This is a genomic window from Citrobacter freundii complex sp. 2025EL-00176 (assembly GCF_053309355.1).
The window spans coordinates 205,369-218,458 of the sequence record NZ_JBRYHT010000005.1 but is presented as its reverse complement, the minus strand read 5'-3'; the positions used below and the strand labels follow the sequence as shown (position 1 = coordinate 218,458).

13 protein-coding genes are annotated in these 13,090 nt (G+C 54.1%); 10 read left to right on the top strand and 3 right to left on the bottom strand.

The annotated features are described in order from the left end of the window. Positions 1–125 precede the first annotated feature (125 nt). Positions 126–1,376 (top strand): valine--pyruvate transaminase, encoded by a 1,251-nt coding sequence (gene avtA / locus ACVXHP_RS13045; RefSeq protein ID WP_200008816.1) that lies wholly within the window; start codon positions 126–128, stop codon positions 1,374–1,376. Between the two features lie 35 nt (positions 1,377–1,411). Here the strand turns inward: avtA and ACVXHP_RS13040 are convergent, their stop codons facing one another. Together ACVXHP_RS13040 and yiaJ are read right to left on the bottom strand one after the other, a co-directional pair. Beyond that, positions 1,412–1,885, bottom strand: coding sequence for a 4Fe-4S dicluster domain-containing protein (locus ACVXHP_RS13040; RefSeq protein WP_447571598.1), 474 nt, complete (start codon positions 1,883–1,885; stop codon positions 1,412–1,414). Between the two features lie 117 nt (positions 1,886–2,002). Then, complete coding sequence (gene yiaJ / locus ACVXHP_RS13035; RefSeq protein ID WP_038642923.1) at positions 2,003–2,818, bottom strand: IclR family transcriptional regulator YiaJ; 816 nt, start codon at positions 2,816–2,818, stop codon at positions 2,003–2,005. Positions 2,819–3,035: 217 nt separating this feature from the next. Between yiaJ and yiaK the strand changes: the two genes are divergently transcribed. The 8 genes from yiaK (at position 3,036) to araD (ending at position 10,610) form a co-directional block, all read left to right on the top strand. Then, a complete protein-coding gene (yiaK, locus tag ACVXHP_RS13030) occupies positions 3,036–4,034 on the top strand; it encodes a 3-dehydro-L-gulonate 2-dehydrogenase (protein WP_006687562.1) in 999 nt (332 codons plus the stop codon). An 11-nt stretch (positions 4,035–4,045) separates the two neighbouring features. Continuing rightward, a complete protein-coding gene (locus tag ACVXHP_RS13025) occupies positions 4,046–4,510 on the top strand; it encodes a YhcH/YjgK/YiaL family protein (RefSeq protein WP_200008818.1) in 465 nt (154 codons plus the stop codon). A gap of 14 nt (positions 4,511–4,524) precedes the next feature. After that, positions 4,525–5,457: a DUF4862 family protein gene (locus tag ACVXHP_RS13020; protein ID WP_447571597.1), complete on the top strand. Its 933-nt coding sequence runs from the start codon at positions 4,525–4,527 to the stop codon at positions 5,455–5,457. 26 nt (positions 5,458–5,483) lie between these two features. Then, positions 5,484–6,803 carry an MFS transporter gene (locus ACVXHP_RS13015; RefSeq protein WP_304702631.1) on the top strand — a complete coding sequence of 440 codons (1,320 nt, stop codon included), beginning with the start codon at positions 5,484–5,486 and terminating at the stop codon, positions 6,801–6,803. A gap of 100 nt (positions 6,804–6,903) precedes the next feature. Continuing rightward, the gene (locus tag ACVXHP_RS13010; RefSeq protein ID WP_447571596.1) at positions 6,904–8,409 is read left to right on the top strand and encodes an FGGY-family carbohydrate kinase; all 1,506 of its coding nucleotides are present in this window, start codon (positions 6,904–6,906) and stop codon (positions 8,407–8,409) included. Continuing rightward, positions 8,406–9,068 (top strand): 3-keto-L-gulonate-6-phosphate decarboxylase UlaD, encoded by a 663-nt coding sequence (gene ulaD / locus ACVXHP_RS13005; RefSeq protein ID WP_447571595.1) that lies wholly within the window; start codon positions 8,406–8,408, stop codon positions 9,066–9,068. The genes ACVXHP_RS13010 and ulaD overlap by 4 nt, the downstream gene beginning before the upstream one ends. Further along, positions 9,061–9,921, top strand: coding sequence for an L-ribulose-5-phosphate 3-epimerase (locus ACVXHP_RS13000; protein WP_447571594.1), 861 nt, complete (start codon positions 9,061–9,063; stop codon positions 9,919–9,921). Before ulaD ends, ACVXHP_RS13000 begins: the two co-directional genes overlap by 8 nt. Continuing rightward, a complete protein-coding gene (gene araD / locus ACVXHP_RS12995) occupies positions 9,915–10,610 on the top strand; it encodes an L-ribulose-5-phosphate 4-epimerase (RefSeq protein ID WP_447571593.1) in 696 nt (231 codons plus the stop codon). The genes ACVXHP_RS13000 and araD overlap by 7 nt, the downstream gene beginning before the upstream one ends. Positions 10,611–10,614: 4 nt before the next feature. Here araD and ACVXHP_RS12990 read toward each other — a convergent pair whose 3' ends face one another. Then, positions 10,615–11,430 (bottom strand): helix-turn-helix domain-containing protein, encoded by an 816-nt coding sequence (locus ACVXHP_RS12990; RefSeq protein WP_200008824.1) that lies wholly within the window; start codon positions 11,428–11,430, stop codon positions 10,615–10,617. Positions 11,431–11,682: 252 nt separating this feature from the next. Between ACVXHP_RS12990 and ACVXHP_RS12985 the strand changes: the two genes are divergently transcribed. After that, entirely contained in the window at positions 11,683–13,083 is a 1,401-nt protein-coding gene (locus ACVXHP_RS12985) for an MFS transporter (protein WP_447571592.1), read from the top strand. The last annotated feature ends 7 nt before the right edge of the window (positions 13,084–13,090 follow it).

Sequence of the window (13,090 nt, the reverse complement as noted above, 5' to 3'; positions counted from 1 at the left end):
AAAACTAGTCAGATAAAAATCTGCAGCACAAAACATCAATCCAGCCTGATGCCCCTGATTTGCACCCCGCCATAGGTAGCGCTATGGTTAGCCACTTTACTACTCAGTTCGACAGACCACCTGCTATGACATTCTCACTTTTTGGCGACAAATTTACCCGCCATTCAGGCATCACACGCCTGATGGAGGACCTCAACGATGGCTTACGCACACCAGGCGCCATCATGCTCGGCGGCGGTAATCCGGCGCAAATCCCAGAGATGAAAAATTACTTTCAGTCTCTGCTGGCAGATATGCTGGAAAACGGCAAAGCCGCTGATGCGCTTTGCAATTATGACGGTCCACAAGGTAAAACCGAGCTACTGGCCGAGTTGGCGAAACTGCTACGTGAGAAGCAGGGTTGGGATATCGAGCCACAAAATATTGCACTGACAAATGGCAGTCAGAGTGCATTTTTCTACTTATTCAATCTTTTCGCCGGACGCCGCGCCGACGGAACAACCCAAAAAGTGTTGTTCCCATTAGCGCCGGAATATATTGGCTATGCCGATTCCGGGCTGGAAGAAGAACTCTTTGTCTCTGCACGCCCAAACATCGAACTGTTACCAGAAGGCCAGTTTAAGTATCACGTTGATTTTGAACATCTGCACATCGGTGAAGAAACGGGGATGATCTGCGTGTCGCGCCCGACTAACCCGACAGGCAACGTGATCACCGACGAAGAACTGATGAAGCTGGATCGGCTGGCCAACCAGCACGGCATCCCGTTGGTGATCGATAACGCGTATGGCGTACCGTTCCCTGGCATCATTTTTAGCGAAGCGCGGCCGCTGTGGAACCCAAACATTGTGCTGTGCATGAGCCTTTCTAAGCTGGGTCTGCCAGGCTCCCGCTGCGGTATCATTATCGCCAATGAAAAAATCATCACCGCCATCACCAATATGAACGGCATTATCAGCCTTGCGCCTGGCGGAATGGGACCGGCGATGATGTGCGAAATGATTAAACGTAACGATCTTCTGCGCCTTTCTGAGACGGTGATCAAACCGTTTTATTACCAGCGCGTTCAGCAGACAATTGCGATCATTCGCCGCTACTTATCCGAAGATCGCTGCCTCATCCATAAACCAGAAGGGGCGATTTTCCTGTGGTTATGGTTTAAAGATTTGCCTATTTCCACCGAGCTGCTGTACCAGCGCCTGAAAGCGCGTGGCGTACTGATGGTTCCCGGTGATTACTTCTTCCCTGGGCTGGATAAACCCTGGCCGCATACCCATCAGTGCATGCGCATGAATTACGTTCCAGAGCCGGAGAAAATCGAAGCTGGTGTGAAGATTCTGGCGGAAGAGATCGAGCGCGCCTGGCTGGAAGGTTAATGCAAATCCCGACCCGAGCGCGGGTCGGGATCGCTTCACAGCGGCTGTGAACGCAGACGCTGTCGCTGCATACTGACAGCATCAATACACTGCAAGGCACGGGTCGGGCAGGCTTCTACACATGCAGGTCCCGTCTCGCGATGCCAGCACAAATCACATTTTATCGCCTGCGCCCGTGCCGTTCGTGCGACAACATTCATCGCCCCAAACGGACACGCAACCATGCAGCTTTTACAGCCGATACAATGCGCCTGTTCAACGAAGATATGCCCATGTTCACGACGAATAGCGTGCGTTGGGCACTCGTTAGCACAGGGAGCATCTTCGCACTGATGACAGGTAACTGCCGTCGTAAAGGCGTCGTCTTTAATAACCCGAATCCGCGGGATAAACGCCCCGGAGGAGACCGATGCGCAATCCTGATTTTCCTGATGCGCGACAACGCAGGCAACTTCGCAGGTACGACACCCAATACATTTTGCCGCATCCGCCATTATAAACGCGTTCATTGCCCCCTCCGTCTGAGTTAAAACCACAGAGTGCCAGAGAGAGCGTCCCTGCCGCCTTGATCGGACAGGGGAAACGGTTAAATTTTGTCAGGTGCCTGAACGACGCCAGGCATGCGCCTAATCGCGAACGGTAAAGCCCAGCTCATTGGAAATTGCCTGAGCGGTTTCGCGCAGCGGCTTAAGTAAATTCTTTTCCCCTACCTGCTTCAGACGCGAGGTAGAAAGTGAAATCGACACCGAATACGGCACCCGACCGTGAATATCAAACACCGGCACGGCAATACAGGAAACCCCCAGCTCGTTCTCTTCTCGATCCATCGCCATACTGCTTTCGCGGATCTGCGCCAGTTCATCGTACATCGCCGGTAAACCGGTAATGGTATTGCGGGTCAGCGGCTGAATCAGATCCTGATGGCTCTCCCAGTAGGATGCCACGTAATCCGCATGCCCAAACGCCATATAGATTTTGCCCATCGCGGAGCAGTACAGCGGCATATGCTGGCCGATATAGGCGCGGGTACGCAGCATGCCCGTCGTCGGCTCGAGCTTATAGATCAAAATAGCGTGGTCATCTTCACGGCTGGAGAAGTTGATGGTTTCGCCGGTGGCAATATTCAGTGCTTCAAGGTGCGGCGCGGCGACATGGATGATATTCAGTGACGACAGCGCCTTCTGCCCAACGGCGATAAATTTAGTGGTCAGGCGATAGCTGCCCGCAGCGGGTGCGGGAGTGACATAGCCGCAGGATTGCAATCCTTGCAGGAGTCGATGCACGGTACTTTTGTTCAGCCCCGCCAGTTCAGACAGGTGGGCCAGCGGGCACCCATTCGGATAGTTGCTCAGGATCTCAATCAACATCAACCCACGGAACAGGCTCTGACTTCCGGCTGGCCTCTCTTTGTCTTGCGTCATTTCACTCTCTTTTGTGCCCATTTTTTCCGCTCCCCTTTTCGTCGCGCTCTGATGGTAACGCAAAGTGTGTTTCAGTTCACGATCTGAACCGAAAAAACACAACTGTTTGATTTTTCAGATTTTAAAAAACAGGCCTCCCCGTTGATCTGTTAAATTTTGATCGCTATATTTGAAATCAGATTTCGCATAGTGAAATTTAGAGATAAAAAAGCGATCAAATTTAAACAAGGAAACAGGAATGAAAGTCACCTTTGAGCAGTTAAAAGATGCATTCAATCGGGTACTGCTGGCACGCGGTATCGCCGTTGAAACCGCCGATGCCTGTGCCGAAATGTTCGCACGCACCACCGAATCCGGTGTCTATTCGCATGGCGTCAACCGTTTTCCCCGCTTCATTCAGCAACTTGATAACGGCGACATCATTCCTGAAGCCAAACCTCAGCGCATCACCAGCCTGGGCGCGATTGAGCAATGGGATGCCCAGCGTTCGATCGGCAACCTGACGGCGAAAAAGATGATGGACCGGGCCATTGAGCTGGCTTCCGATCACGGTATTGGTCTGGTGGCGCTGCGTAACGCCAACCACTGGATGCGCGGCGGCAGCTACGGCTGGCAGGCTGCGGAGAAAGGTTACATTGGTATCTGCTGGACCAACTCAATTGCCGTCATGCCGCCGTGGGGCTCAAAGGAATGCCGCATTGGTACTAACCCGCTGATTGTCGCGATCCCTTCCACGCCAATCACCATGGTTGATATGTCGATGTCGATGTTCTCCTACGGCATGCTGGAAGTGAATCGCCTGGCCGGTCGCGAACTGCCGGTAGACGGTGGTTTTGACGATGAAGGCAATCTCACCAAAGAGCCTGGCGTTATCGAAAAAAATCGTCGCATTCTGCCAATGGGTTACTGGAAAGGTTCAGGTCTGTCGATTGTGCTGGATATGATTGCCACCCTGCTTTCTGACGGCTCTTCCGTTGCGGAAGTCACTCAGGATAACAGTGACGAATATGGCGTTTCGCAGATTTTCATCGCCATTGAAGTGGATAAGCTGATCGATGGCGCCACGCGCGACGCCAAACTACAGCGGATTATGGACTTCATCACCACCGCCGAACGCGCGGATGAAAACACGCCGGTTCGTCTGCCAGGCCACGAGTTTACAAAGCTACTGGAAGAAAATCGCCGTAACGGTATCACCGTTGATGACAGCGTCTGGGCGAAAATTCAGGCGCTGTAAGGAGCAACACCATGATCTTTGGACATATTGCTCAGCCTAACCCGTGTCGTTTGCCCGTGGCGATTGAAAGGGCGCTCGATTTCCTGCGCACCACGGATTTCCACAAACTTGAGCCGGGCGTGGTGGAGATCGAGGGTAAAAATATCTTCGCGCAAATTATCGATTTAACCACGCGTGACGCTGCCGAAAATCGCCCTGAAGTACATCGCCGCTATCTGGATATTCAGTTTTTAGCCTGGGGTGAAGAAAAAATCGGTATCGCCATTGATACCGGAAATAATGCAATCAGCGAATCGTTATTAGAACAGCGCGATATTATTTTTTATCACGCCAGTGAACATGAATCGTTTATTGAAATGATTCCGGGAAGTTACGCCATATTTTTCCCGCAGGATGTTCATCGTCCAGCATGTCATAAAACTGTCGCCACGCCGATCCGCAAAATAGTCGTGAAGGTTGCTATTTCAGTTTTATAAAAGGAGCACAAAAAATGAAAGCTAACACAACCGGTTATATTATCGGTGCGTACCCTTGTGCACCCTCATTTCACCAAAAGAGTGAAGAGGAAGAGAAGGAATTCTGGCGTCAACTCTCAGATACCCCGGATATTCGCGGACTGGAGCAGCCCTGCCTTGAGCATCTGCATCCGTTAGGTGACGAGTGGTTATTGCGCCATACGCCAGGCGAGTGGCGAATCGTGGTCACCGCGATTATGGAGACCATGCGCCGTCGTGGTAACAATAGCGGTTTTGGGCTGGCCTCCAGCGACGAAGAACAGCGTCAGGCCTGTGTGGCGTATTACCGCCATCTGCACCAGAAAATCAACCATATTAATGCGGCCAGCGCCGGGAAAGTAATCGCCCTTGAACTGCATGCCGCCCCGCTGGCAAGCAACCCAAACGTCGCTCAGGCCACCGACGCGTTTGCCCGTTCGCTCCAGGAAATTACCCGTTGGGACTGGTCCTGCGATCTGGTACTGGAACATTGCGATGCCATGACTGGCCCGGCGCCGCGCAAAGGCTTTTTGCCGTTAGAAAACGTACTGGATGCGATCGCCGGTTACGACATCAGCGTGTGTATTAACTGGGCGCGATCGGCGATTGAAGGGCAGAACCTCGCCCTACCGCTGGCCCACACGCAGCAGGCCCAACGGGCCGGGAAACTGGGCGCGCTGATGTTTTCTGGCACGACGCTGACAGGAGAATACGGCGAGTGGCAGGACCTACACGCCCCATTTGCCCCTTTCTGCCCGCAAAGCCTGATGACCACCGACCATGCCCGCGAATTATTCACCTGCGCAGGAACCGAACCACTGCAATTTGCCGGTATTAAATTGCTGGAAATAAATGCCAATGCAGATGTGAACCATCGCGTAGCGATATTACGCGACGGCATCGCTGCATTAAACAAAGCAAAACTATAAAAATACGACCCTACGAGAATATTAATATGAACATGACCTCTCGCCCTACACTCAAAGATATACCCCGCCAGCGCTGGCTGCGGATTATTCCCCCGATTCTGATCGCTTGTATTATCTCTTATATGGACCGCGTTAATATCGCATTTGCGATGCCCGGCGGAATGGATGAGGAATTAGGTATTTCCGCCACCATGGCAGGTCTGGCTGGCGGGATTTTCTTTATCGGTTATCTGTTTTTACAGGTTCCCGGCGGAAAAATTGCCGTACACGGCAGCGGCAAGAAATTTATCGGCTGGTCGCTGGTTGCCTGGGCGGTTATTTCCGTTCTGACGGGATTAATCACTAATCAGTATCAACTGCTGGTTTTGCGCTTCTTACTCGGCGTGGCCGAAGGCGGCATGCTGCCGGTGGTGCTGACGATGATCAGTAACTGGTTCCCCGACGCCGAACGCGGTCGCGCCAATGCGATTGTGATTATGTTTGTGCCTATTGCCGGGATCATTACCGCCCCGCTCTCGGGCTGGATAATCACCGTACTCGACTGGCGCTGGCTGTTCATTATTGAAGGTTTACTCTCCGTCGTCGTTCTGGTGCTGTGGGCCTATACCGTTTACGACCGTCCGCAGGAAGCGCGCTGGATCTCTGAGGCGGAGAAAAATTACCTGGTAGAAACCCTGGCCGCCGAGCAAAAAGCTATTGCCGGAACAGAGGTCAAAAATGCCTCTCTGGGCGCAGTGCTGTCCGACAAAACCATGTGGCAACTTATCGCCCTGAACTTCTTCTATCAGACCGGGATTTACGGTTACACCCTGTGGCTGCCGACCATCCTCAAAGAGTTGACCCACAGCAGCATGGGGCAAGTTGGCATGCTCGCCATTCTGCCGTACGTCGGCGCGATTGCCGGGATGTTCCTGTTCTCTTCTCTTTCTGACCGGACCGGTAAACGCAAGCTGTTCGTCTGCCTGCCGCTGATTGGCTTTGCCCTGTGCATGTTCCTCTCTGTAGCACTGAAAAATAACGTCTGGCTGGCTTATGCCGCGCTGGTTGGCTGCGGATTCTTCCTGCAATCGGCTGCGGGCGTGTTCTGGACTATTCCGGCGCGTTTGTTTAGCGCGGAAATGGCCGGTGGCGCACGTGGGGTCATCAATGCGTTGGGGAACCTCGGCGGTTTCTGCGGTCCTTACGCGGTCGGCGTACTCATCACCCTGTACAGCAAAGATGCAGGTGTTTACTGCCTGGCAATTTCACTGGCTCTGGCCGCGCTGATGGCATTGCTGCTGCCAGCGAAATGCGATGCGGGTTCCGCGCCGCTCAAAACACTGAACCCACATAAACGCACGGCGTAAAACCATGCCCGGGGGCGCTGCGCTTACCGGGCCTACAAAATCAATAAATACCCAAGGCCGGATACGCGCAGCGCCATCCGGCAAAAATGAGATAACAAAGATGAGTGATAGAGAGACCTTTTGGCTGGGGATCGATTGTGGCGGTACTTATCTGAAAGCCGGTTTGTATGATGCCAAAGGTCATGAGCATGGAATTAACCGGCAATCGTTGCAGACCGTATCGCCATTACCGGGCTACGCCGAACGCGATATGCACCAGCTGTGGCAACAGTGTGTAGCCACCATTGCCGGCCTGCTGAAGCGCACCGGCGTATCCGGTGAACAAATCAAAGGCATCGGTATTTCCGCTCAGGGCAAGGGACTGTTCCTTCTCGATAAACAGGACAAGCCGCTGGGCAATGCCATTCTCTCTTCCGACCGACGTGCGATGGGCATCGTTCAGCGCTGGCAGCAGGATGGGATCCCCGAACAGCTCTACCCGGTCACCCGCCAGACATTGTGGACCGGACATCCCGCATCCCTCCTGCGCTGGGTGAAAGAAAATGAACCGCTACGCTACGCGCAAATCGGCAGCGTCATGATGGGCCATGACTACCTGCGCTGGTGCTTAACCGGCGTGAAAGGCTGTGAAGAGAGCAACATCTCCGAGTCCAACCTCTACAACATGACGACAGGTCAGTACGACCCGCGTCTGACCCAGTGGCTGGGCATCAGTGAAATAGACAATGCGCTACCGCCCATTGTCGGTTCAGCAGAAATATGCGGGGAAATCACCGCTCAAACAGCCGCCATAACCGGTCTGGCGGCGGGTACTCCCGTCGTCGGCGGTCTGTTTGATGTGGTTTCCACCGCACTCTGCGCCGGGATCGAAGATGAACACACCCTCAACGCGGTGATGGGGACCTGGGCTGTCACTAGCGGGATCGCTCACGGCCTGCGCGACCACGAAGCGCATCCTTATGTCTATGGCCGCTATGTCAATAACGGGCAGTACATCGTTCACGAAGCCAGCCCAACCTCTTCCGGCAATCTGGAGTGGTTTACCGCCCAATGGGGCGAACTCTCTTTCGATGAGATCAACCAGGCCGTTGCCAGCTTGCCGAAGGCCAGTAGCGCTCTTTTGTTCCTGCCTTTTTTGTACGGCAGCAACGCCGGGCTGGAGATGACCAGCGGTTTTTATGGCATGCAGGCTATACACACCCGCGCCCACTTGTTACAGGCCATCTACGAAGGCGTGGTTTTCAGCCATATGACCCACCTCAACCGCATGCGCGAGCGCTTTACCAAGGCGCATACCCTGCGCGTTACCGGTGGCCCGGCGCACTCCGACGTCTGGATGCAAATGCTGGCAGACGTCAGCGGGTTACGTATCGAACTGCCGCAGGTCGAAGAGACCGGCTGCTTTGGCGCAGCGCTCGCCGCCCGCGTAGGCACCGGTGTTTATCACAATTTCAGCGAGGCCCAACGCAGCTTACAGCATCCGGTACGCACGCTGCTGCCGGACGCCGCGGCGCATGCGAACTATCAGCGCAAATACCACCAATACCAGAATTTAATTACCGCACTGCAGGGCTATCACGCCCGTATTAAGGAGCACGAAGAATGAGTCGACCATTACTGCAACTGGCGCTTGACCACACGAATCTACAAGCGGCCCAACGCGATGTCGCTCTGTTACAGGAAAGTGTCGATATCGTTGAGGCGGGCACGATTCTCTGTTTAACCGAAGGTCTGGGCGCGGTGAAAGCGCTGCGCGCTCAGTGCCCAAATAAAATCATCGTCGCCGACTGGAAGGTAGCCGATGCAGGTGAAACCCTCGCCCAGCAAGCGTTTGGCGCAGGCGCCAACTGGATGACCATTATCTGCGCCGCGCCCCTGGCTACCGTAGAAAAAGGTCATAGCGTCGCACAGTCCTGCGGCGGTGAAATTCAGATGGAACTGTTCGGCAACTGGACCCTGGATGATGCCCGCGACTGGCATCGCGTCGGCGTTCGCCAGGCAATTTATCATCGTGGACGTGACGCGCAGGCCAGCGGTCAACAGTGGGGAGAAGCGGATCTGGCGCGGATGAAGGCGCTTTCCGATATCGGTCTGGAACTGTCGATTACCGGCGGTATCACGCCCGCCGACCTGCCGCTGTTTCGCGACATCAACGTCAAAGCCTTTATCGCCGGACGCGCGCTGGCGGGAGCACAACACCCGGCGCAGGTTGCCGCTGAATTCCATGCGCAAATCGACGCCATCTGGGGGGCACAGTATGCGTAACCATCCGTTAGGTATCTATGAAAAAGCGCTGGCCAAAGACCTCTCCTGGCCGGAGCGGTTGGTGCTGGCGAAAAGCTGCGGTTTTGATTTCGTTGAAATGTCGGTAGATGAAACCGATGAACGTCTGTCGCGCCTTGACTGGACTCCTGCCCAGCGCGCATCGCTGGTGAGCGCGATGCTGGAAACCGGCATGGCTATTCCTTCCATGTGTCTGTCGGCCCACCGCCGTTTTCCCTTTGGCAGCCGCGATGAAGCCGTCCGCGCCCGGGCGCGCGACATCATGACCAAAGCCATCCGCCTGGCCCGTGATTTAGGTATTCGTACCATTCAGTTGGCCGGTTACGACGTCTATTACGAAGAACATGACGACGGTACGCAGCAGCGCTTTGCCGAAGGGCTGGCATGGGCCGTCGAGCAAGCCGCCGCCGCACAGGTGATGCTGGCGGTAGAAATCATGGATACCGCGTTCATGAACTCGATCAGCAAGTGGAAAAAGTGGGATGAAATGCTCTCATCGCCGTGGTTCACCGTCTACCCGGACGTGGGCAACCTCAGCGCCTGGGGTAACGACGTTACGGCTGAATTGACGTTGGGCATCGACCGTATCGCCGCTATCCATCTGAAAGACACGCTGCCGGTAACCGAAACCCATCCGGGCCAGTTTCGCGATGTCCCCTTCGGCGAAGGGTGCGTGGACTTTGTGGGCATCTTCAAAACGCTGCATGAACTGAACTATCGCGGATCGTTTCTGATTGAAATGTGGACTGAAAAAGCAAAAGAACCCGTGCTGGAAATTATCCAGGCCCGACGTTGGATAGAAGACCGTATGCAGGAAGGAGGTTTCCCATGTTAGAACAACTGAAAGCCGAGGTGCTGACGGCGAATCTGGCGCTGCCGGCACATGGTTTAGTCACCTTTACCTGGGGTAACGTCAGCGCAGTGGATGAAACACGCAAACTGATGGTTATCAAGCCATCCGGCGTGGAGTATGACGTGATGACCGCCGACGATATGGTGGTGGTGGATATCGCCAGCGGAAACGTGGTTGAAGGCAGTAAAAAACCCTCCTCCGACACACCAACCCATCTGGCGCTGTATCGCCGTTACCCTGAAATCGGCGGCATTGTGCACACGCACTCACGCCATGCGACAATCTGGTCGCAAGCGGGTCTTGATCTCCCGGCATGGGGCACCACGCATGCCGATTACTTTTACGGCACTATCCCATGCACCCGAATGATGACCGTGGAAGAGATCAACGGTGAATATGAATACCAGACCGGCGAAGTCATCATTAAAACGTTTGAGCAACGGGACCTGAACCCGATGCAGGTTCCGGCGGTACTGGTGCATTCACACGGTCCGTTTGCCTGGGGTAAAAACGCCGCGGATGCTGTGCATAACGCCGTGGTACTAGAGGAGTGCGCCTACATGGGGTTGTTCTCACGCCAGTTGTCCCCGCAGTTACCGGATATGCAGCCTGAGTTACTGGATAAACACTATCTGCGTAAACACGGCGCGAATGCCTATTACGGGCAGTAACGGGTCAGGCGCTATTGATATGTTCTTTGCAATAGCGCCGTTTCCATGCCGCTGGGGTCAGGCTGGTATGCTTGCGGAAGATTTTGCGAAAATAGCCCACGTCGTTAAATCCACATCTCCGCGCCACTTCAGTGAGCGACAGCGAATCGCTGATTAACAGTTTTTCTGCCGCTCTCACCCGTTGACGATGCAACGCTTCGGTAAGTGTCAGGCGAAAAGCGCCACGGAAAACACGCCCCAGATAGTCTGCATTGCAATGCAGTTCTTTCGCCAGCGTTGAAGCGCAAATCGGCAGGTGGAACTGGGTGTGAATCATTTGCTGCGCTTTCCATGCCAGCGCATTCCCAGGGCTATCAACAGGTTGCTCGCCGGCGGCTGCGGATATTTGCTGCAAAATCAACAGCAGGATCAGTTCCAGCGCCATGCTGCGATGAATATTTTCCTGCTCGCGTAAGAACTGGCGGAACAGTGAAATAATATATTGCGGCTCGCTCACCCGGGTATGCTGAGGAATCGCAAGTAACGGTTCTGTTGATGGAGCATCGTTTCCTGTCGTTAACTCAAAGTGCAGCCAGTAAAATTTTAAATCGGGCGGAAATTGCCCCACGCCAATATGTAAGCGATGCGGCCACAGCAGCAGACTTTCCCCGGCACTGACATAAAAAATGTTACTGCCTTCGCGAATCGTTAATGTCCCTTTTTCGACAAAGATTATTTCCCAGGATTGCAATTGCCGCGCAGGATGGCTACCGATACCGCGTGAAATAAATAACCCGCCGTTTTGCACTTTAATCGGCAGAGACATGGACAATTCTAGCATATATATTCAAATTCCCGCTTTTTGCATTAATTAGACCAGCCTTTACCTTTGATTATTCACGATAAAATCGCTTTTCGCCGGATCGAAATCACATTTTCCCAATGAAGTCGGAATTGTCACCTTTTTATACTTTTCTCTTCCCTTGTTGACCCAAACATAACGTGCAAAATTAATCATGTATTTTGCAAATTACATCCAAATAACCCGCAGAGTAGCGGGATACATTCCGAATATTACTTCCGGGAGTTATTTATGACTTCGGCTCCGATTACGACATCTGATTTGGCACAGCGTGCGCAAGACGACAAATTATCCCTGCGTGAAAAAATAGGGTATGGGTTAGGCGACGCAGGCGGGACGGTGATTACCTGCCTGATCATGAACTTCCTGACGTTCTTCTATACGGATGTCTTCGGGTTAACGCCCGCGCTGGTTGGAACATTGTTTATTGCCCTGCGCGTGTTTGATGCGATTTCCGACCCCATTATGGGCGTTCTCGCCGATCGGACGCAAAGCCGCTGGGGACGCTTTCGCCCCTGGCAGCTGTGGGTCGCGGTTCCGATTGGCATTATCGGCGTGCTGACCTTTACCGTCCCAGACGCCAGCATGGGCGTAAAAATCGCCTGGGCATTCGGCACCTATCTCTTGCTCTCCGTCGGCTATACCGCCATCAACGTACCGTACTGTGCGCTGATTAACACCATGACCACCCGCCATAATGAGGTGATCGCCTGCCAGTCATGGCGCTTTGTGCTGTGCGGCGTGGCGGGTTTTCTCGTCTCCGTCGGCCTGCCGTGGATGGTGGATGTGCTGGGCCAGGGCAATGCCGCGCAGGGGTACCAGTTCGGTGTCGGCGTCCTGTGCGCCATCGCGGTGGTCATGTTCCTGTGCTGTTTCTTCTGGGTGCGTGAACGTGTGCCGCTGGCGATGATGGGGAAATTTACCCTGCGCGAACATATTGGCGGCCTGCGCAAAAATGACCAGTTGCTGCTGATGCTGGTGATGTCGTTCCTGCTGATTAACGTCTTTAATATTCGCGGCGGCGGGTACATGTACTTCATTACCTACGTGCTGGAAGGCAGCACCGCCTACACCTCGTTGTTTTTCACGATGGTCACCTTCGCCTCTATCATCGGTTCCGTGCTCGTCAGCCCGCTGACCCGACGCATTGATACCGTCAAACTCTATTACTACACCAACCTGGTGTTGGCGGCGCTGGCGGTGCTGATGTGGTTCCTGCCAACCGGCCCGGCTTATCAGGCATTATGGCTGGCGGTTATCCTCGGTAACGGCATTATTCTGGGCTTCACGCTACCGCTGCACTTCTCACTGATGGCCTTTGCCGATGATTATGGCGAGTGGAAAACCGGCGTACGTTCCTCCGGTATGAATTTCGCCTTCAACCTGTTCTTCATCAAACTGGCCTGGGCCTCCAGCGCGGGGATCATCAGCCTGTTGTTTATTTTTGTCGCCTATCAGCCCGGCGCCGGTAATCAAACCGCCAGTTCGCTGCAAGGGATTACTGCCATGGAGACGCTGCTGCCCGCACTGTTCCACCTGCTGCTGGCGCTGTCTGTCCGCATCTGCAAACTCAATAACCCGATGATGTCGCGCATTGCTACCGATCTGCGTCAGCGTCATGTACAGCCTTAAGGAGCAC

Excerpts from the sequence above, each read along its gene's own strand:
- yiaJ (WP_038642923.1), bottom strand. The coding sequence starts at position 2,818 with ATGGGCACAAAAGAGAGTGAAATGACGCAAGACAAAGAGAGGCCAGCC.
- ulaD (WP_447571595.1), top strand. The coding sequence starts at position 8,406 with ATGAGTCGACCATTACTGCAACTGGCGCTTGACCACACGAATCTACAA.
- ACVXHP_RS13015 (WP_304702631.1), top strand. The coding sequence starts at position 5,484 with ATGAACATGACCTCTCGCCCTACACTCAAAGATATACCCCGCCAGCGC.
- yiaK (WP_006687562.1), top strand. The coding sequence starts at position 3,036 with ATGAAAGTCACCTTTGAGCAGTTAAAAGATGCATTCAATCGGGTACTG.
- ACVXHP_RS13040 (WP_447571598.1), bottom strand. The coding sequence starts at position 1,885 with ATGAACGCGTTTATAATGGCGGATGCGGCAAAATGTATTGGGTGTCGT.
- avtA (WP_200008816.1), top strand. The coding sequence starts at position 126 with ATGACATTCTCACTTTTTGGCGACAAATTTACCCGCCATTCAGGCATC.
- ACVXHP_RS12985 (WP_447571592.1), top strand. The coding sequence starts at position 11,683 with ATGACTTCGGCTCCGATTACGACATCTGATTTGGCACAGCGTGCGCAA.
- ACVXHP_RS13025 (WP_200008818.1), top strand. The coding sequence starts at position 4,046 with ATGATCTTTGGACATATTGCTCAGCCTAACCCGTGTCGTTTGCCCGTG.
- ACVXHP_RS13000 (WP_447571594.1), top strand. The coding sequence starts at position 9,061 with ATGCGTAACCATCCGTTAGGTATCTATGAAAAAGCGCTGGCCAAAGAC.
- ACVXHP_RS13020 (WP_447571597.1), top strand. The coding sequence starts at position 4,525 with ATGAAAGCTAACACAACCGGTTATATTATCGGTGCGTACCCTTGTGCA.
- ACVXHP_RS13010 (WP_447571596.1), top strand. The coding sequence starts at position 6,904 with ATGAGTGATAGAGAGACCTTTTGGCTGGGGATCGATTGTGGCGGTACT.
- araD (WP_447571593.1), top strand. The coding sequence starts at position 9,915 with ATGTTAGAACAACTGAAAGCCGAGGTGCTGACGGCGAATCTGGCGCTG.
- ACVXHP_RS12990 (WP_200008824.1), bottom strand. The coding sequence starts at position 11,430 with ATGCTAGAATTGTCCATGTCTCTGCCGATTAAAGTGCAAAACGGCGGG.